Below are 21,416 nucleotides of genomic sequence, written 5' to 3'. Positions count from 1 at the left end.
TCATTAAAGAACGCATGGGCCAGTTAGGACATATCGACTGTCATCACCTAAGTAAAAGTGTGATCAGAGGGCAAAACAGGAGGTTATATCTGCTTTGCGTGCTGGATGATTATTCCCGCCTGGCCTGGGCACAGGTGATGGAAGACATCACCGCGCTGACCACCATGTTCACTGCCATGCATTGCATGCAGGCGCTCAAACGGGAGTTCGGCATCCAGTTCGAGGAGATCATTGCTAATAACGGCCCGGAGTTCGGTACTTCAACAAGTTTGCAAAAGCGGAACCATCCTTTTGAGCGAATGTTAATGGAAACAGGCATCAAACGGCGGTATATGCAGCCTTATCGGCCGCAAACCAACGGCAAGGTGGAACGCTTTTGGAGGACGCTTAAAGAAGACCTTATTGAAGATACCGATTTCGACAGCTTTGAAGAGCTGGAAGATGAACTCCTCAAATATCTTGTTTATTATAACTGGGAACGACCACATCAGGGCATCAATGGTAAAAAACCTATCGATATGGTCACCCTAAACAACAAATAAAAATACCTGATTCTGTTACCGAATTACTAAACCCTTACAATTGCGAGGTACGAAGCAATCTCCAAATAGGTAGATCGACCCTATAAGCCCCTCTGTACAGCTTAGAGATTGCTTCGTACCTCGCAATGACGATCTATTTATTTATTTTTAGACAGCTTCTGGGAACTCTTAACCCCTATCAGGTTTAAAAGCCCCAATACTAATAGTTGTTGGCACTCCCGATATGATCTCCTGGGCTAACAACCCAGTCGCTGCGCCTAAACTCAAACCCATCATTCCATGGCCTGTTGCTATGGTGAGGTTGCTGAATTTATCACTCCTGCCAATGTAAGGCAATCCATCTGCAGATGATGGGCGGAAACCAAACCAGATATCTTTTTCGGCCGGAACCGCGGGTTTTAAATCGGGGAAATATTTGGGCACCGATTCTACAATCCCCTTTACCCGGTTCATGTTGATGCGGTTGTTGATCTTATCCAGCTCCATGGTACCGCCATAGCGCAAGCCACCATTCATAGGGGTTATGGCAACACGGGCTTCGGCCAACAGGGCTGGGATCTGCATAGATGGCACAGCCTCTTTTACATTAAACGAGTAGCCTTTGCCCGGCATCAGCAGTATTTTTATACCCAACAACTTGCCAATTGCCGGCGACCAGGAGCCGCCTGCAATAATATATTCATCGGCAGTAAACTTTTCATCTAATGATAAAACACCGCTTACTTTACCGGCAGTAGTTTCAATTTTAGTAACCTCCTTATTGGTAACCAGGTTTACCCCCGCGCCTTTAAGGTATTTTACCAAAGCCGCCATTAACTTATTTGGCGATAGATGCGCATCGCAGCGGTAATGCACCGCCCCCAACACATCAAGCTTAAGATTGGGTTGCAGTTTAACACAATCAGCCGCACTAAGTACCGCCATATCCAAACCTAATTCACGACCTTTTTGAGCCATGTGAGCTTCTTCTTCTCCTGCTTTTTCTGTTTTATAAAACATCAGGATGCCTTTCTCTACCAAATCGAAATCAAAACCTGGCTCTTTACTCAAATCCTCATAAAGCTTTTTACTTAACAGGGAAAGTTCGGTTAACGGTACCGCCGACCGCTCCACATGCCCAGCATTAGCTTTCTGTAAAAATTTTAGTCCCCAGGAAATTAATTGAGGATTTAAAGATGGCTTAACATAAAACGGACTCTTGCTGTTAAACATCCAACGGATTCCCTGCGTAACCATACCGGGAGTTGCAAGCGGAATAAAATGACTTGGCACAATCATGCCTGCATTGCCGTAAGAGCAGCTATCAGTCATATCGCCTTTATCAAGTACGGTAACCTGGTGGCCTGCCTTATGTAAATAATACGCCGAACTTAAACCAACTATTCCACCACCAATGATCAGCACTTTTGCCATATTTTTTAAGCTTAAAACCCAAAGCACAAAGCTGAAGGGCTTATTTTTTGAATAATTCAATCATTACCGTCATTGCGAGGCACGAAGCAATCTCTAAGCTTTACAGAGCTAATGGAAAAGTGGCGGACCTGCTTATCCGATTTGCTTGTGTAGAGATTGCTCCGTTCCTCGCAATGACGATTTAATTGTTTTTTTAACTCATTCTAATTTTACCTATATCACCTGGAAACCATGCGCGTAGGGATCGTCGTCATCTATCTTGATGGTGTTGTAGCCGTAAACTTTGGCCCAGCCTTCCACACTCGGGATAATGGCATCAATATCATTGATCTTAACCACTTCCTCAACCCTGCCGGTAAATTTACTGCCTATGATACTTTCATGAATGAAAGGCTCACCAACTTTCAGTTTGCCTTTGGCAAACCATTGCGCCATACGTGCAGATGTACCCGTACCGCAAGGCGACCTGTCAATGGCTTTATCGCCATAAAAAACAGCGTTGCGGGCCGTAGCATCGTCGGATAATGTAGCACCGGCCCAAAGGATGTGCGTACAAGTATTGATAGTAGGATCCTGCGGGTGAACAAATTGATATTTCTCGTTGATGCGTTTGCGCAATACCTGGCTCCAGGCAATCAGTTGCCCGGCAGTATAATTTTCAATGCCGGCAAAATTGGGCTGCGGATCAACAATGGCGTAGTAATTGCCGCCGTAGGATACATCAATGGTAAGCGTACCCAGATCCGGGCATTCAACCTCCAAATTTGTGGCGGCAAGGTAAGCAGCCACATTAGTAAGTTTTACTGATGTTACCTTTTTACCTTCCTGCTTATATTCAATTAACACCAGGCCGGCAGGCGCTTCCATACGCACTATACCAGGCACCTTAGGGCTTATCAGCCCTTCTTCAATAGCAATAGTGATAGTACCTATAGTTCCATGCCCGCACATGGGCAGGCAACCGCTTGTTTCTATAAACAATACCGCTACATCATTTGCAGGGTCATGAGGCGGGTACAATATACTGCCCGACATCATATCATGCCCCCGGGGCTCAAACATCAGCCCGGTGCGTATCCAGTCATACTCTTTTAAAAAGTGCTGGCGCTTTTGACTCATGTTATCACCCTTTAGCGTAGGGCCGCCACCAGCCACCAACCTCACCGGGTTGCCGCAGGTATGCGCATCTATACAGAAAAATGTTTTACTACTCATATATAAGCTGAAAGCTTAAGGCCGAACGCAAAAAACCGGCCGAAAGCTTCAATTAATTATTCACAGAAGATTATTAAGCTTCAACTTCAGTTAATTTTCCCCAGCTGCCTACAGGTAATTCCGGGCGAACTGCCAATGCATCGTTAATGATCTTTAGCACTTTTGCACGCTCATCGCCAATTAGTGGCAAACGCGGGGCACGTACATTCTCGGTACCTATACCGGTAGCCACTTCGGCCAGTTTAATGTATTGTACCAGTTTTGGGTGGATATCCAGCTCAAGTACGGGTAAAAACCAACGGTAAATGGTAAGCGCTTCGGCTATTCTGCCTGCTTTTACCAAACGGTAAATGGCTACTGTTTCTTTGGGGAAGGCATCAACCAAACCGGCAACCCAGCCATCGGCTCCCATCACCAAACTTTCCATAGCCAACGGATCAACACCTGTAAACACAGCAAAACGATTACCAAAACGGTTAAACATCCGGGTGATGTTGGATACATCGCGGGTGGATTCTTTTACCGCCTGGATGTTATCATAAGCAGCCAGCTGCTCAAACATATTCAGGGTAACTTCAACCTTATAATCAACCGGGTTATTGTAGATCATGATAGGCAGCGTTGTGCTTTTGGCAACCGCGCCAATATAAGCAAGCGTTTCGCGCTCTTCGCTGTTATAACGCATTGGCGGCAACAGCATCAGGCCATCCGCACCGGTATCAAACGCTCTTTGGGCACAGGCTACAGCGGCTTTTGTAGTTTGCTCGGCAATGTTTAAAATCACGGGCACCTTACCGTCCACATAAGCAATGGTATGTTTTAATAACGCGAACTTTTCATCATCACTAAGCACACTGGCTTCGCCCAATGATCCGCCTAAAATAAAGCCGTCAACACCGGCTTCAAGCTGTGCATTTAAGTTGATGTCAAAAGCATCAAAATCAATTTCGTCACTATCGGTAAACTTGGTTGTTACCGCAGGGAATACGCCTTTCCAGTCAAAAGTTATCATTCTTAAATATTTTTATCAAAAGTAATACAGTATCATATGTTATTGAACTAACAATTTAGCAATCATTAGCCATATTTTAGCAAGAATGACCTCTTTTTGCATAAGAAATAATGAAGGAGCGATAATTTGGGTTAAGATATGGCTAAGCCATCCCCAAAAAGGGAAACCATTAAAACCTGTGTCAAAATAAAAACTTCGTCTGCAGGGGATAATTAACGAAGTTTTCTTATTGATGAATTTCTGATCTGCAAATCCGTTTTTAAAATAATAGCCTGTGATTTTTCTGGTATAGATAACGCGCTAAGTTTTTTTAATAAAACGGTTATCACATTATCTGCAATTGCCTCAACAGGCTGGGCTATGGCCGATATGGACGGTGAGTGCAATTCAAACACATCATGATCATCAAAAGATATTAATGCGATATCGCTATGCACTTGAATATTGAGTTCTTTCATAATTTTAAGGCAACAGATACCAAGGTGATTGTTCCCCGAAAGTATAGCATCAATATCCTGATGTGTTTTTAAAAAATCACGCAGTGGCTCCAGGATCAGTTCGTCGTTTTGGTTAAAGGCTATCTCTTTTACTACAGCCTCCAAATTTTCGCTCTTTATAGCTTCCTCATATCCTTTTACACGATCAACCATTTGTGTTTGCGATGATAAAAAGGTAACAAAAGCTATCTTCTTAAACCCCTGTTCAATAAAATGTTTTGTTGCATTGTAAGCGCCGAAGTAATTATCTACCTCTACAAAATCTGTATTCACCTTTGGCAGGTGCCTGTCAAATAATACCACAGGCATCCCATCGTTTATCAGGGATTGTATATCCTCCTCTATCCCCTCGGGCGGGGCCATGATATAACCATCCACATGTCTGTCTCTAAACATATCTATCAGTTCCCGGGTTTTGTGGGTATCGTTATCGGTACTGCAATAAATAATTTTATAACCATTTTTGTAGGCGCGGTCTTCAATCAGCCTTGCTATACTTGCAAAAAACGGGTTTGATATATCCTCCACCATTAAACCAATGGTATTGGATTTACCTGTACGTAAACTTTTAGCAAGGGAATTGGGCTTGTACCCCACTTCGGCAACATATTTCATTACCCGCTCAATCAATTCGCTACTGATCCGCTTTTCCTGTGCACGCCCGTTCAAAATAAATGAAATGGTAGTTTTTGATACGTTTAGCGCGTTAGCAATATCAACAATTGATAATTTCTTTTTCACCCGTTTATATTAGTTATTTTAAATATAGGTTAATATATCAAATTGAATTTATAACGCGAAACCTTCAACCGATTTATTTTAATTACAATTCGGTTTACTTATTTTAACTAATAATACCTTGCCAAACAGGGACTTTTAGTTCGATAAAATTCAACAAAAAAATGGCCCCTCACAATTTGCAGGAGCCATTTTAAAAATTAAAACTTATAAAACTTTAAGGCTTTGTTTTACTTAAAACCGAGATACCGGCATCAATATACTGCCCTCCTACTGTTTGGTGGCAATAAATAGCGATCACATTTTTACCATTGAGGTTTAACGCGGCCTTGCTTTCTTTACTCATGGGTGCAACGGCATAGCCAGATGTAGCGCCATCAATAGTTGCAGCTTTAACGCCGTTGATATACACCTCGCAATTTTCATCATGGTGAATATATAAAACAAGGTTATCTCTGTCTATATTCTTCTTTTCATTTAAGGTGAATTCCTGTCTAATCCAGATATCATTGGTATTCCACACCGTTTTAACGTTAACGCCCGGTGTAAAGCTTGTGCCAAAACCACCCAAGCCGGTTTTCCACGCGGCATCATTAAACTTACCCGCAAACCAGCTTTCGCCTGGTTTATCAAAGGTGTATTTCCAGGTACGGCTATCGGTTTGGGATGATGGCAAAACATCGTTGATGTACAACTTATCGTTAATTACTTTGGTGTTTGATGCTTTGATTTTTGCTGCGCCGCCTTTATCAATAGCCCTGTCATAAGTGAGTAAGCCATTCAATTCTATTTCCACGTCGGTAATCTCGGTATATACTGCCGCGCTTAAACCTTTATTGGTTTTGTATAGCACCAGGTCATTGGCATAGGTATCGTACAGGTTGGTATAATCTTTTTGGTTATCAATCATGATATAAGTAGGGCCCGATTTCCAGATATGGCCGGGTATAATATAGCCAATACCACCATACTCGCCGCAGGCCAAAACCTGTGTAGTGCTTGCAGGTGCAGCTGGTGGCGGGTAGCTATGAATATCCATATAATCGCCCACACCGAAATGGCCACCCCCACTTGCTTGGTTAATTAAGCGGGAATCATCAAGCTTACGAACCATATTTACCAATCCAGGTGTATTATGCTGCCCCTGGCCTTCGTTAAATACCACCCAGGTAACAATACTTGGCGAGTTCCAGTGTGTTTTTACCATACGGGTAAGCTCAGATGCATAGGCAACAGTATCAACAGGCGGGGTATGCTCTGTGTAGGAGTTTGCTGATGGCATATCCTGCCAAACCATTAAACCCAGCTTATCGGCCCAATAATACCAGCGATACGGCTCCACCTTGATGTGTTTACGCACCATGTTGAAACCATAGTTTTTAATCATTTGCAGATCGTTTTTAATGGCCGCGTCGGTCGGCGCGGTATAAATTCCATCGGGCCAGAAACCCTGGTCAAGCGGACCGATCTGGAACAGGAACTTATTGTTCAGGAACAGTTTTTTGTAGCCATCCTCTACCCCTACAGAGATTTTACGCATCCCGAAATAGCTGGAAACAGCATCTACCGTTTTACCATCTTTTTGCAGGCTGATATCCATATTATAAAGGAAAGGTGAATCTGGCGACCATAGTTTTGCATTTTTTACGGGCACACTGATTTCCTCATCCGCATTGCCTGTAATGGTTTGCACCACGTTTAGCCCATCTTTTACTTTGATAGCAACGCTATAACCAGCACCATTGCCCCCGGTATTTACGGTAAGCTTAACCACCGATTTATCGATATCGGGCGTGATCCTGATATCATTGATATTGGTTACCGGCACAGGTTCAAGCCAAACTGTTTGCCAGATACCCGTAGTGGGCGTATACATAATACCCTGCGGATGCAGACTTTGCTTCCCTCTTGGAAAACCGCCATCATCGGTAGGGTCAAAAATCCTTACGGTTATCTCCTGCGGACCAGCACCTTTGAGGGCCGAAGTAATATCGTAGCTAAAAGGATCATACCCGCCGGTATGCACCCCAAAACTTTTACCATTAACAAAAACTTCTGATTCATAATCAACAGCGCCAAAATGTAGCAGGATATGCTCACCTTTCCAGGTGCCTGGCAAAACAAATTTGCGGCGGTACCAAAGCCTGTCGTGATGCTCCATTACGCCCGAAAGCGCAGACTCAACCGGGAAAGGCACCAGTATTGATTTTGATAATTTACCATCAGGTACAGCTTCACCGGCGTTACCGGGCTGATATTGCCACAGCCCGTTAAGGTTAAGCCATTTTTCGCGGGTCATTTGTGGCCTTGGATACTCGGGCAATACGCTATCCGGATTTACATCTTTAGCGAAGCGGGTCATCAACACCGCTTTTTTAGGCTGCCATTGCTGGGCAAACAAAAGGGAAGGCATAGCTATAATAGCTATGGATAAAAGTTTTTTAATGTTCATAATTTAAGGTCGATGCAGGTTGTTAGTCCAACTCCTTATTCCTTTAAAAAAAGTCACAGGGGTATGGTTCAGGTTACTTTGCGCTAAAATTATATTAAAAAACCAACCGGCTTTAGTAAGGATGAATGATTGATTTGTTTTGAAGAAAAGTTGATACGATTTGTAGGATGCCTGTACTTACGGCAAAAGATAAATTAAAAAGTCAGGCTTTTCCCTATAAAAAAAAGAAGCCCGGCATTACACCAGGGCTTCTGTTCATAAGGGTATCAATAGTTAATTAAAGTGCGGCATGTTGTGCTGTGGAAGTATGTTTATACTCCTGGTACAGGTATTTGATTTGGTATTGCCTGTTTGCCCTGTCAAAGGTGATCAGGTCGGCATCCTGGTGAAAGTTACTTTCTACATTGTAACGGAACCCGCGTTCGGCAGCGAAGCTTTTATAAATATTTTCAAGCGTTAAGCTTAAAACAGGTTTTGCTGTATTTACACTGTAAAAATAGGTTTGGACAGGTTTTGGGCCCTTGCCTTGTTGGGTTAACTGATCTTTGCTGTAAAGCAGGAAACCGGCTGTATCCAATACACGGTAAGCCTCGTCCTGGTAAAACCTAAAATCGCTGTTATCCTGGCGATAGCCAAATATTTCATTTTTAGATAACTTGATTTTTTTGCCCTGAACGGTAAGGCTTACATTTTTGCCCTCTAAAAAACCATTCAAACGCATTTTATCATCTGTACCTAAAACATAGCTTAGCTTGCCGGTTTTATAGTCCTCCTCTGTTAAATAAATACCGGTACTGTTCATTTTACTTTGAGCATATAGCATGTTGACCTGCACGCTGAACACCATTATGGCGACAAGCATTTTAATTGAATTTTTCATTTCATTCTGAATTTATTGTTATGATATACTATTGTAGATAGTAGCCTTATTAAAAAGCCGGGCGGCAAAACCCGGCCTCCAACCTTTACTAAACTTAGCCAAACAATCAAGCGTAAGTTATTGCCGGTTTTTATAATGTTTTTGGGGAATTAAAATCTTACCAGTAACGCTGCGATGAACCTTGTCTCTGAATTAACCAGGTCTGGAACAAAATTCCCTACCGGAGTAGTATTATAACCATCCGGCGAAGTAACACCACCATGGCCTGCAAAATATGGCACATTAGCATGACGGTGCACAACCTCCATTCTAAAAGTGAGGTAATCGTTTGGCATTAAATCAACTGTGGTTGAATAATCATAAGCCTTAAATTTATCGCCGGGATTGGCAGAGAACGGATGGGTACCTACAGCACCGGTATTAATAGCCGGGATTGGGTTTGCATCGCCCGTTGGGTACAATACCAGGTAACGCCCTGGGTTATTCATAAAACCACCGCCAACTGTCCAGCCTAAATGACCTTTTGCCATTACCATTCTGTGATAAAGCATAGCGCTGGCAAAATACTGTGCTGGGCCTTTAACCGGATCTGATGTGAAGCCGTTTACGCCGTCGCCTTTTTCATCACCAAGGTCGCCGGTTACAGAGAATGCAGCACTGTTTACAAACGAGTTTTTGTTGGTGCTTTTGAAATAACGAACCTCGATGCTGTTATCTGTATGGAAACGTTTACGGCCGGGCTTGTCCTGTGTATCGGCACCATAATAGTTGTTTGTTAAAACCTGCAACCACTCTTTTGGGCGCCATAGTATTTGGCCGCCTATACCTGGCCTGCTGTTAAACATGCCGTATGACTGCCAACCGTTGATAAGCCAAGGCTCAATCTTCAACTTATCTGATACAAAGATCTGGACACGTACACCGTTAAAGAACCATGGTGTATTATCTGATGTAAATGATGGTTGATAAGCCCAGTTCTCGGCATTGTAATAGGAGAATAAGCCAACGTATGACATGAAAATACCCGCATCAACGTTAATACCATTCAGCACGTTAAAGTGGTAACCGGCATTGGCCTCGCTCAAATAACGATAGGCTGTTGAAAGATCAAACTGGCCACGGGTAACGCTAAAATCATTACGGGGCACTACAGTGGACCGTGTACCAAATTGGGTAAGTAAACTTGCGCGTACATTATCGTAATGAAAATCACCACCAAAGGCTACGGTTGATATTTCAAACTCATGGTCGCGGGCTAAAGCGGTTGAACCAACCACGGTATGGTCAACAGGGTTATTGTTTGATGCGGTGTAATTAAAATCTAACAAAAAACGGCCGGTAAAATATTTGGTATCCAGCAGGGCTTTGTGCCTGCGGTCGTTACCATTTAGCCAGGTAAAATCGCCAAAGGCAAATGGCTCAGCTTTGGTTTTTACGGTATCTTTAACGGTGGTGCTATCCTTTTTAAGGGATACTGCCTGGTCCTGGGAATAGGCCGTGGTTAATAAAGTGCCTAAGAAAATTGATAAGAAAAATTTTTTCATTTTAAATATGGATATTACTTGTGAGCATAAAGGGCAAAGCGCTTTTGCTTTTTAATGCTCTGCCCTTTTTTGCTGTGTTAATTGTGGCATGGCTGCCAATTGCTATTCCAGATTTTGAGGCTGGCTTGTTTTAATTTGATTATCAGGGAGATAATTATTCAATTACGATTCTTCTTTTGCGGATACTGCTAAAACCTTCTCATTTTGTGATGGTAGCTTTCTCATCCTGATCAGTTCATGAGTATCTGGTACTCCTCTATTTTGCGGTAAAGGGTGGCAAGGCCTATCCCCAGCACACGGGCTGCCTCGGTTTTATTGCCTTTAACATACTTCAATATTCTGCGGATATGGTGTTTTTCCACGCTGTTGAGGTCGAGCGCTACCAGGTCATAATAACCACCGTTATGAAATTCATTGGGTAATAATTTAGGGGTAAGCATTGGCTCATCCATCAGGATAATTACCCGCTCAATCACATTTTTTAGTTCCCTGATGTTACCATTCCACTTATGCTGGTTAAGCAGCCTAAAAAAGCGCTCATCTACACCCGGCTGTTTTTTCTTAACCTTGGCCGAGTATAGTTTTATAAAATGCCGGGCAAGTACTTCTATATCACCTACCCGTTCGCGCAGTGGTGGCAAAACAATAGAAAACCCCGAGAGCCGGTAAAACAGATCCAGCCTAAAATGGCCTTCCTCTGATTCCTTTTGCAGATCGCGGTTCGTAGCGGCGATCAGCCTTACATTTACTTTAGTAGTTTTGGTTTCGCCAATTTTTATGAACGTGCCGTTTTCCAGTACCCTTAACAGTTTAGCCTGCAGGTCGTGGCTCATTTCACCCAGTTCATCCAAAAAAATGGTACCGCCGCTGGCTTCTTCAAACAATCCCTTTTTATCTTTTATGGCCCCGGTAAATGCGCCGGCCTTATAGCCAAACAGCTCACTCTCCAATAACTCTTTACTAAAGGCGCTGCAGTTTACAGCTACAAAGGGTTTATCTTTCCTTAAACTTTCTGTATGAATGGCTTCTGCAAAAACCTCTTTGCCGGTACCGGTTTCACCGAGCAGCAACACCGTAGCATCTGTTTGGGCTACCTTTTTGGCCAGGTCCACGGCTTCCAATATTGCGGGCGACTGCCCCAGAACTATCGGAAAACCATGTTGCACCTCGCTCTGCTTTTGTAATTCACTCACCTGGTATTGCAGGTTGGCCTTATCAATGGCTTTACTTACCAGGGGGATGATTTTATCATTATCATCACCTTTGGTAAGGTAATCAAAGGCCCCGTTCTTGATGGCCAAAACCCCATCACTTATGGAACCAAAGGCCGTAAGATTGATGACTTCTATATAAGGCTTTATCTTTTTTATTCGCTCTACCAGGTCAACCCCATTAGCATCCGGCAATTTTACATCACTTAATACTACCCTTATATCTTCACGCTCAACCAGGCGGATCCCGGCTTTGGCGCTGGAAGCTTGCATTACGTTATAACCTTCCAGCACCAGGATCCTGGCCATCAGTTCGCTGAGCTTTACCTCATCATCAATTATTAATATGTTTGATTTCATTTTTGTATTTGTTGGGATTATTGATCAGCATCAGCGGCAAAGTATCCAGTAACCTGGTGTATAAGCTGATCCCTTTTTTGATCTCTTCGAGGTAAATAAATTCATCCGAAGAGTGCGACCGTGCCGAATCGCCCGGGCCTATCTTAACCGACGGCACCGATAGCCAGGCCTGATCAGACGTGGTTGGCGAGTTATAGGTTTTGCATCCTATGGCGATGCCTGTTTTTACTATCGGATGATCCATCGGAACAGAAGATGCGCCCAATGAGCCCGGGCGCACTTTTACCTGGCATGACACATTATTTTTAATGATATCCAGAATCTGCTGTTGCGTATAGGTATCATCATTGCGGATATCCACAGTAAACTCGCAGCGGGCAGGTACAATATTATGTTGCAAGCCCGCTTTTATGGTAGTAACCGTCATTTTAACCGGCACCAATCCTTTTAACTGCTGCGGGAACTGGTAGCTACGGAACCACTCCAGATCTTTAAGACATTTATGAATGGCATTATCGCCCTCTTCCCTTGCCGCATGCCCAGAACGCCCGTTGCTGATACAATCAATAACCAGGTTGCCTTTTTCGGCAACAGCCATTTGTAACAGTGTAGGTTCGCCAACTATGGCCAGTTCCAGGTTGCCTAATAGGGGCAGAATACATTTGATGCCGTTCTCCCCTGAGTTTTCTTCTTCGGCAGTTATGGCCAGGCATAAGTTAAATCCAAGGCCATGGTAACTGTAAAAATGCAGAAAGGTGGCTACCAGCGATACCAGGCATCCCCCGGCATCATTACTGCCCAGGCCGTAAAGTTTTCCCTCGGCTATTTCCGGGCAAAACGGATCTTTGGTATACCCCTCGTTTGGCATAACCGTATCCAGATGAGAGTTAAGCAGTATTGTCGGTTTGGTTTCATCATAAAACTTATTATAACACCATAAATTATTTCCTTTACGCTTTACTTTAACTGAGTAGCCAAACAAATACTGATGTACAATATCGGCCACATCACCTTCATCCCCGCTAAACGACCGGGTTTTGATCAATTGCTGCAATAAGGCAACAGATTCGCTAAAAAAATGAGGGTTTAAGGGCATGCCTTCTCCAACTCTTGAAAGGCTCCGCTGGTTTAAATCATTTATCATAACCATGTTCAATTAGTTTAATTGAGGATCATACAACATTGCGGTACAAAGGCAGTTGCACCTGTTTTTACTTTGCAATACATCATAGTTCACACAGCTTTTGCAGCTATCCCAAAAGCGGGGCTCCTGTGCTACCTGGGCATAGGTAACCGGTTCAAAACCCAGCTTGGTGTTCATTTTCATGATAGCCAGGCCCGATGTAATGCTGAATACTTTTGCAGCAGGATACCTGGAGCGGGATAATTCAAAAATTTTGGTTTTAATTTGAGAGGCTACACCATTGTTACGGTGCTTGGGGGAAACAATGAGGCCACTGTTGGATACAAATTGCTCATTATCCCAGGCTTCAATGTAGGAGAAACCTACCCATTCGCCATTTTCGGTTACGGCAACGATGGCTTTGCCGTTATCGATCTTTTCTATTACAGAGGCTGCAGACCTTTTGGAGATCCCGGAACCCCTCGCTATCGCAGAACTTTCCATTTCACTAATAATCTGATCGGCGAAGATCACATCAGCGGGAATGGCTGACCTTACAATAATTCGTTCATCTTCCATTGCTTTTGTTTTTAGTTTCAGTTACCAACACTATAATGTTTAATAACTGCGGATACCCTAATGCCAAAAGAATGCCTGTTATGCCAGTCTGTCCCTAATTATAGGTTTAGCCTGTGTAAATGAATAATTTATATTTTATGGCCAGTTAAGCGCACAAAAAAAGCCTATCAAAATGAAAGGCTTTTATTTTCAATTTAAGCGATTTTAATAATTATAGTACCGGGTGATGATTTGCCGGGCTTGAAGAAACAGCCTCCAGGTAACCTTCTCTGTTAACTGCAAGTTTGCCTATATCCCCCTTGGTGGCGCTCTTCTTTTTTTTAGGACCAGATAGTGGAACTATGATAATAGCGATAAAAGCTATTACTTTAAGCACGATATAAAATGATGTCATGACGCAATTTTTTAATATATAAATCAATTGCATCCCACTTAACTATATGCATGCCAAAAATAAATCAGCAGATGTTAATTAGGCCTAACCTATAAAAAAGGGGCAAAAATGTTAAAAACCAAGCCATTGCTTTTTTTTAACCCTATCATTTTGAGAGGAGTGCATTATCAAAATGAAAACCAAGGAGATGGGTAGAATATCCTTTGAAGATACAATTGCACATCACACCTCAGCAAGCCTGAATGGCCTGCGGGAGACGCAATTATGCGCCTCTACAATTCCGTATTAAAATTTAACTCATTGATGGAAACGAGATCCCTTTGATCTTCCTGAATAACTCTACAGCATACAGGTCTGTCATACCCGATACAAAATCCAACACGGTTTGAATTTTTGAATAATCATCCTGTTGCTTGGTCAGGAATTGTTTGGGAATCAACTCCACCAGTTTTTGATGATACTTGGAACTATTTTGCAAATAGGCCGGAATAAATTCCTCCAGTATACCGCCCATTACCTTGTAACCGGCAACCTCTATCTGTACAACCGACGAATAATTATAGATCCTTTTTACCGATAGCTTTGTGATATCTTTCATGATAGAGCGAAAAGGCTCCTCTATCATATCAATCAGCGAATGATTAAAATCACCATCCAAAATGGTTTGTTGTTCCTGGTAAAACAACCTGGAGCAGGCTTGGATCAGCGTATTGATAGACCGGGCACGTAAATAAGCAACTTTAGCATCGGTATCGTCAATATCTTCCAGCCTTACCTTCATTTTAGGATYGTTGCATAACGGAAGCATAATATCTTCCACCTCCTGGTATGATAATATTTTTAAGCGATGAGCATCTTCCAGGTCGATAATGTTGTAGCAAATATCATCTGCCGCCTCTACCAGGTAAACTAAGGGATGACGCTTATAAATAAACGGTGATTCCTGCACCTTGCTCAACTGAAGCTCTGACGCGATCCTTTCAAAACCGGTTTGCTCCGACTGGAAAAAGCCGTACTTTTTGGTATAAATATTTGTTTTATCGTTACCGGCTACAGAAGCACAGGGATATTTAGCAATAGCCGCGATGGTTGTGTAAGTGAGCGCAAAACTTCCATAGCCTTTGCCTGCATACGGGTGGGTTAAAATACGCAGCGCATTGGCATTACCTTCAAAATTAACCAGGTCGCTCCATTGCTCACCGGTAACACTTTTTTGATAACCCATACCATCGCCATCGGTAAAGTAATGAGAGATGGCCGATTCGCCCGAGTGCCCAAATGCGGGATTACCGAGATCATGGGCTAAACAAGCCGCAGATACGATGTTACCGATCTCGCTGATGAGTGGCAGGCGGGTATCCAGGTCGGGCTCTTCTTCCTTTAATTTATTATAATATATCCGGCCCAATGATTTACCAACACTGGCTACCTCCAAACTATGTGTTAGGCGGTTATGAACAAAAATACTCCCCGGCAAAGGAAATACCTGGGTTTTATTTTGCAGCCTCCTGAATGGGGAAGAAAATATAATACGATCATAATCTCTTTGAAATTCTGACCTCGCATCAGCCTGGCTCGCTATATATTTATCCTCATATCCCCACCTCTTAGCTGATAATAATGTTTCCCAATTCATAATATGCGATGTATAAAAATCTTCCTTTTTATTGACCGGCAATATTATTCTATAAATTTCAATAAACTAAACAGTATTGAACATTTTATAGTCATAAGTAACAAGGAGTTGTCTTTTTACTTTTAGAGCAAGGAACAAGGATTAACCTCGTTGAGGACTTACGCCATTTTTGGACAAAAGATAAAGGATACATTTTTCTTCTTTTTGTCTTTCATCAAAAAATCTTTGCTCCTTGCTCCTATCATCCTTACTCCCTATTCAAAATAATCTTCACTTCCGTTCGCCTGTTCAACTGATGATCGGTCTCTGTACATTTTACCTGGTTAGCGCATTTGTTTACCAGGTTGGTTTCACTATATCCCCTGGCCGTCATCCTTACTGGGGCTATCCCTTTTTTTATAAGATAAGCAAGCGCTGATTTTGCCCTTCTTTGCGATAAGGCAAGGTTATATTGATAGGATGCTCTCGAATCGCAATAAGCGGCTAAGGTTATTTTTAATGCCGGATACTGCTTTAAAACATCGACCAGCTTGTCCAGTTCCGCCGCGGCATCGGGCCTGATGAATGATTTGTCAAGATCATAGTAGATCATTCTTACAGAAAAATCGGGGCTTGTTGCCGTAGAGACAGGTTTTGGCAACTCGGCTATAGGCTTTGTGGCTATCGTCTCCTTTAATCGGGTAAACGCGTAAATATCATCACTGCCCTGCCCCTTATCCCGGTTTGATGACAGGTAACCGCTTTGGCCGTCCCGGGTTATAAAACTAAAGTCATCGCTGGTGCTGTTAATGGGATATTCCAGGTTTTTGGGTCTATCCCAATCAGCCTTTTGGCCATGGGCCGCATAAATTTCATAGCCCCCCATACCGGGTAAACCCTTAGATGCATAATATAAAACGCCAGTTTCATCTATAAAAGGAAAACTTTCCTCCTCTTTACTGTTGACGTTTTTACCACAATTCACAGGTTTATCCCATGATCCATCGGCGTTTTTTTCACAATACCACAGGTCTGTTTTACCCACGCTTCCGGGCATATCTGAGCTGAAATAGATCAGCTTACTATCCCCGGATAATGCCGCGTGACCTATAGAATATTGTTGTACATTATTGTACGGAAAGCTGCCCGAGATAACCCAACGATCATTCCTCTTAACGGTCATTACCAATTGCAGGCGGCGGGTGTAAAGCCTCTGCCCGTTTTTACCGGTACGCTTATCTACAGGCAACGTTTTGGCCGCTATTTCGGTACTAAGTGTAATGTAAGCCGTATCGCCTGTATGGTTCAATGCCATCGGACCAACATGATAAGCATCTTTAAACTCAGCGCTGTTCCCGGCATCTAATACCATCTGCCTGGTCTCCTTACTGCTCAAATCGTAAGTGTATAATTTAAACCAGCCATTGCCTGTACGGTTATCCGTTTTTTCATCGTCAGTCCCCCGGTCGGATGTAAATATGATATCGTTTTTGCCATCATAACTGGCTCCCCAGTCAGAAAATGGCGTATTTACATTCCCGGCATTGTTCACCTTGTATAAGGATGCTTTTTTCATCCAAACCATGGCAGAATCACAATCGGCCATTTTTAGCGCCAGCGCACCTGCATCATCTGTAAAATAAAGTTGGTATTGCTGTTTGGCCTTTTCAAACTGCTGGTTCCTGAGCAATACTTCAGCATAAAAATAATGACTGAGTTTTTCGGCTTTGGGATCAGTTAGGGCCTTAGCGTACCACTCTTCGGCTTCCGGATAATGATTGATGTAGCGGTAACAAGTAGCAATGCGTACTAATAGTTTCACATCGGGGTTCTTTTTGTCGGCCAGTTTCAGATAAAATTTCAGGCTTTTAAAATATTCATAGCGATCAAAAAGCCTATCGGCCTGTTGCTTTATGGATAGCTGCTCTTGCCCGCAAGCTACCTTCGCCAGCAAAACCATAAACATCCCGATCAATATAAACTTCTTCATCTGCTTAAAAATATCGTGGACTAACAACCCTTTGACTCTTACCCGGAAAGCTGATACTCAGCGACAACTCATGCGATCCGCTTTGCGAACCGGCCAGTTTACTCGTGGTAAAATCATAAGAATAACCTACCCTGAAATGATCATTCACATAAAACTGTACTATAGCAGCCACCGCGTCGGTTTTATCCAGTCCGCTTTGCAGGTTGCTTTTATTCCATAGGTTAACCCCGGTACGGTAAGATGCACCCAGCCATACCGCTTTGTTCATTACTACGTAATTGCTTACATCAAGATTGGTAGGGCCTTTAAAATCCTCCTTGACCATGATTGAGGGTTTAAGGTCGATAAATTCGCTCAGCGGAATCATGGTGCCGCCGGTTAAATAAACTGTACGCGCTTGTTTATACTGCTGTAAATGATCAACCGCATTGCCCAGTCCCGATAATAAATTAAACACCGATGCCCCAAAATAAACCTTTGGCGAATAATAGTATATGCCGAAACGAAAATCGGGCGTTATGTTACTTTGAATACCTGCGGGCACATTGGCATCACCTTCGTCGGCTGCGTTAAATTTAGTACCATCTAAACGGTATTGTATGGCGCCAAAACCAATACCAAAGCTTAATCGTTTGGTGTCATCTTCATCAAGCCGCAACCTGTAGGCATAGTTTAAATATACCGATGATGTGCTTTCGGGACCCAACCTGTCAAAAGTTGCTATCAGTCCCAATCCTATATTTTGATTAGTGCTGTTTGTTAACCCATCAACCGATACTGTACCCGTTTTAGGTGCATCATTAATACCCACCCATTGTATGCGGCTACTTAAATTAACCGTCCAGTCTTCTTTATAGCCAGCATAGGCAGGGTTCACGGCCAAACCATTAAATACATACTGGCTAAACTGTATACTTTGCTGGGCCTGCAATTTTACCGTGAGTAAAACCAGACCGGCTATCAGCATATATAATTTACAGCAGCGCATCATTTAGTAAGTTTTAAAAACACCCAGCCTTTAAGCGGGGTAATTTCGCCAGTATGTTCTTTTCTGTTCAGGATATAATAATAGGTTGCCTGGGCAAGGCCGCTTCCGTTCCAGTCGTTCTTATAATTATCGGCCCGGTAAACTTCGTTACCCCAGCGGTTAAAGATGAGCAATTGTGAACCGGGATAACTTTCAAGACCCCCAATTTTAAAAACATCGTTTTTGCCATCGTTATTTGGGGTGATGATGTTAGGGATATCCAGGTCGGAGGAGATAACCTTTAGTACCACCGTATCGGCGCAGCCACTGGCATTGGTATAAATAAAATGATACAAGCCTAATTTATTTAAGCCTGTTATGGTGCTGGTGGCGTTTGCCGGGTTGGTAATACTGGCAACAAGCGCGTCACTACCGGCCTGTGTCCAGCTACCTGTTCCTGTTGCGGCCATGGTACCCTGGGCGTATTGAAATATGGTTTGATCGGGACCGGCATCAGGACCAACAACAATATTAACTGTATTGGTTTTAATATTATTACACCCTGTACCAGATGGAGAGGCATCGCATTCCACAGCGGCATCGGCAGGCGGCGAAGCGTCTGGGTTGGTAGCGTCAGGATCGGTCACATCTGCCGGGCGTAAAATTGCCACCGAAACGGTAAGATCACCGCTTGCCGTTAACGCCACTTTGCCGGTGATGGTAAATGTACGTACTGCTCCATTTGCCAAATTTACGCTGGCATGATACGCGTTTGACGTGACCACACCACCCGATGTTGCAGAACTACCGGTAGTTGCCAGGCTGGTAACCGATAACCCACTAATATCCGCAGGGAAATTGAAGCTAAACTGCGCGGCGCTAACATCAGATGGCCCGTTATTTTTTACGATTACCTTGTATGTAACCGGCTGGCCCGAGCAAGCGGCAATAACGGTAATATTTTCAACAGAAAGATTGGCCTCCTGCATCACAAAACTAACCGAAGTATTCACCGGGTTACTTTTGATATAACTCCAGGTATCAATGCATTTGTTATTGCCAAAGTCGGCATCGTTAAGGGGATTACTGGTAGTGCTCCCCCATTTATGGCCGTTTATGGCGCTGCTTAAACCGGTAAGGTTTTTAATGGGGTTTGATGACGTGCCCACAACCGTTATAGGCGTATCATCCCAGTAAAGCGAGTCATCGGGTGCAAAAGTGCCGTTGGTACGGGTAAGTAGCAACCCGTTCACATTTCGCTCCACATCAAAAAACGGAAAATGCACTTCCCCGGCCGTGGTAGCAATAGTTATGTTAGCATTATAAGTTGTTGCGCCATTACCCGTTACCTTATTGCCCAATCCATCTAAACCATCCCAATGTACCTGGTTAGTGCCTGTATTAGCCTGGCCGGTTAATTTCCGATCGATGGCATCGGTATACCGGCCATTACTGTTAACATCAACAGCAATGGTATAGGTGCCATTGCCGGTGATGTTAAAATTAAAATCGGCCCCTAAAGGGCTGGTACCGGCCTTTCCTATTGTCCCTTCCGCCCCGGTAAAGGTTACATTACTAATTGCCGGCACCGCCGCAGCACGTAAAAGCCAGGTTGTGCCCGATGCCGGTGTATTGGCCGAAACCGGCATATCTGCCGCAGGGGCGTTAAAAAATATTTTCTGGGTTATATCTGTTTCCGTATCTGCCGCCCGCGGGTCCTGCACGTTAATGCTGGAACTTAGGCCATTGATACTTTTGTAGGATGCCAAACCGCCGGCATTCCTGAAGCCTTTATTGTTTACAAAAAAGGTAAAACCGTTACCCGCCTGCCCGTTATTGTTGAGTACGTATTGGTAACCATCCTTGGTAAGCACATGAAATATGCCATTGAACCCTACATTGAATGTACCCAATATGCCCGAAAAAACCTGGGTATAAACCCGACCGCTTATAAAGCCGGTGTTAGCAGCGTTACGTACCGATACATCAAAAGCTGTAATGTACTCGGCAGTAGGCTGCGTCCAATTGGCACTGGCGGGTATAGTGGGCGGGTTACCGGCGAGATCAAAACCGGGATTTTCGGCGATAAAGTCAATTTCCCAGATTCCCTCCTGCCCTGCCAATGCTGTTTTAATAAACGGCGTATAGCCACCCGCGTTGGGCAGCGGCCCGGCCACTTCCTGGGCTCGATTTTGGATAAGGCCATTGTTTCCTGCTGCCTCACTGGTATAAGTTGCACCATCCGGCGCCCTAAAATTGATGGAACCTGAATTAATACCCTGGGTGCTTGAACCTGCATAAATACTTTCGCCAACCTTTACATATACCTTCATGGTACCCAAAGTTGGAAAAGGAAAAGAAGCATTGTTTGTTGTATTGCTCGAAAACAGGTAAGCCCGGCTGCCCCCGTTTGAATTGAGCTCTTTACTACCCTCGGCCAGCAAGCCAGTGGGTAATAATAAAAAGACAAGCAAAACTGTAATCACTGTAAAGAAACGACTCATTACAGGTAATCCATAATAATGAAAAGGCTTATAGCTGGTGAGGGGTACGCTTTTCAGCATGCACATTTTTATAAAGCCGTAAGTTATAAAAAGCAGGCGAAATGACGGTAAAAATTTAGGAATGCTCGTTACAAGCAAAAAAAAGATTTTACTGTCCTTAATGACATGCCCTTATTTCCCTTTCAAATCTACTTTCTATATTCCCACATTTGTTAACAATTCATCAAGACTGAAGCAAACGCTGCTATCTAAATCAAAAAATACAGCCTGTTTCCTTGCCTTTTTCCTAATATTTACTTACCTATTACCTAAAAAACCGTAATTTTATACCATCTTATCACTTCCCGATTTTGGTGGGATTAATTAACAAGTAAAACGTG

At 43.3% G+C, this 21,416-nt stretch carries 16 protein-coding genes; 1 reads left to right on the top strand and 15 read right to left on the bottom strand.

What is annotated here, in order from left to right; genetic code table 11:
- The coding region (locus tag AC1D0K_RS28375) for an integrase core domain-containing protein (protein ID WP_477463135.1) at positions 1-542 on the top strand (542 nt) is incomplete at its 5' end.
- A gap of 168 nt (positions 543-710) precedes the next feature.
- Here the strand turns inward: AC1D0K_RS28375 and AC1D0K_RS28370 are convergent.
- The 15 genes from AC1D0K_RS28370 to AC1D0K_RS28300 all read right to left on the bottom strand — a co-directional run bounded on the left by AC1D0K_RS28370 (position 711) and on the right by AC1D0K_RS28300 (position 21,096).
- Positions 711-1,955 (bottom strand): NAD(P)/FAD-dependent oxidoreductase, encoded by a 1,245-nt coding sequence (locus AC1D0K_RS28370; RefSeq protein WP_477443718.1) that lies wholly within the window; start codon positions 1,953-1,955, stop codon positions 711-713.
- Between the two features lie 213 nt (positions 1,956-2,168).
- A complete protein-coding gene (locus tag AC1D0K_RS28365; protein ID WP_477399831.1) occupies positions 2,169-3,170 on the bottom strand; it encodes a 4-hydroxyproline epimerase in 1,002 nt (333 codons plus the stop codon).
- 73 nt (positions 3,171-3,243) lie between these two features.
- Positions 3,244-4,182, bottom strand: a complete 939-nt coding sequence (locus AC1D0K_RS28360) for a dihydrodipicolinate synthase family protein (protein WP_477463134.1) — start codon at positions 4,180-4,182, stop codon at positions 3,244-3,246.
- Between the two features lie 212 nt (positions 4,183-4,394).
- The gene (locus AC1D0K_RS28355) at positions 4,395-5,420 is read right to left on the bottom strand and encodes a LacI family DNA-binding transcriptional regulator (protein ID WP_477397965.1); all 1,026 of its coding nucleotides are present in this window, start codon (positions 5,418-5,420) and stop codon (positions 4,395-4,397) included.
- Positions 5,421-5,634: 214 nt separating this feature from the next.
- Positions 5,635-7,869: a glycoside hydrolase family 2 protein gene (locus AC1D0K_RS28350; RefSeq protein ID WP_477397963.1), complete on the bottom strand. Its 2,235-nt coding sequence runs from the start codon at positions 7,867-7,869 to the stop codon at positions 5,635-5,637.
- A 277-nt stretch (positions 7,870-8,146) separates the two neighbouring features.
- On the bottom strand, positions 8,147-8,749 hold the full coding sequence (locus AC1D0K_RS28345; protein WP_477397961.1) for a hypothetical protein: 603 nt from the start codon (positions 8,747-8,749) through the stop codon (positions 8,147-8,149).
- Between the two features lie 149 nt (positions 8,750-8,898).
- Complete coding sequence (locus tag AC1D0K_RS28340) at positions 8,899-10,293, bottom strand: outer membrane beta-barrel protein (RefSeq protein ID WP_477397959.1); 1,395 nt, start codon at positions 10,291-10,293, stop codon at positions 8,899-8,901.
- 230 nt (positions 10,294-10,523) lie between these two features.
- The gene (locus AC1D0K_RS28335; protein ID WP_477397957.1) at positions 10,524-11,864 is read right to left on the bottom strand and encodes a sigma-54-dependent transcriptional regulator; all 1,341 of its coding nucleotides are present in this window, start codon (positions 11,862-11,864) and stop codon (positions 10,524-10,526) included.
- Positions 11,839-13,014: a M20 family metallo-hydrolase gene (locus AC1D0K_RS28330; protein ID WP_477442958.1), complete on the bottom strand. Its 1,176-nt coding sequence runs from the start codon at positions 13,012-13,014 to the stop codon at positions 11,839-11,841. The genes AC1D0K_RS28335 and AC1D0K_RS28330 overlap by 26 nt, the downstream gene beginning before the upstream one ends.
- A gap of 6 nt (positions 13,015-13,020) precedes the next feature.
- The gene (locus tag AC1D0K_RS28325) at positions 13,021-13,566 is read right to left on the bottom strand and encodes a GNAT family N-acetyltransferase (RefSeq protein WP_477442956.1); all 546 of its coding nucleotides are present in this window, start codon (positions 13,564-13,566) and stop codon (positions 13,021-13,023) included.
- 211 nt (positions 13,567-13,777) lie between these two features.
- On the bottom strand, positions 13,778-13,960 hold the full coding sequence (locus AC1D0K_RS28320) for a hypothetical protein (protein ID WP_477442954.1): 183 nt from the start codon (positions 13,958-13,960) through the stop codon (positions 13,778-13,780).
- 292 nt (positions 13,961-14,252) lie between these two features.
- The gene (locus tag AC1D0K_RS28315; RefSeq protein WP_477463133.1) at positions 14,253-15,596 is read right to left on the bottom strand and encodes a deoxyguanosinetriphosphate triphosphohydrolase; all 1,344 of its coding nucleotides are present in this window, start codon (positions 15,594-15,596) and stop codon (positions 14,253-14,255) included.
- A 247-nt stretch (positions 15,597-15,843) separates the two neighbouring features.
- Entirely contained in the window at positions 15,844-17,565 is a 1,722-nt protein-coding gene (locus AC1D0K_RS28310; RefSeq protein WP_477463132.1) for an OmpA family protein, read from the bottom strand.
- Positions 17,566-17,569: 4 nt separating this feature from the next.
- Positions 17,570-18,556: a PorP/SprF family type IX secretion system membrane protein gene (locus AC1D0K_RS28305; RefSeq protein ID WP_477394115.1), complete on the bottom strand. Its 987-nt coding sequence runs from the start codon at positions 18,554-18,556 to the stop codon at positions 17,570-17,572.
- A complete protein-coding gene (locus AC1D0K_RS28300; RefSeq protein WP_477394113.1) occupies positions 18,553-21,096 on the bottom strand; it encodes a T9SS type B sorting domain-containing protein in 2,544 nt (847 codons plus the stop codon). The genes AC1D0K_RS28305 and AC1D0K_RS28300 overlap by 4 nt, the downstream gene beginning before the upstream one ends.
- Positions 21,097-21,416: the final 320 nt, after the last annotated feature.

The organism is Mucilaginibacter sp. P1_A3, from assembly GCF_056406855.1.
The sequence above is the reverse complement of the archived record's forward strand: the minus strand, read 5'-3'. Positions and strand labels throughout refer to the sequence as shown.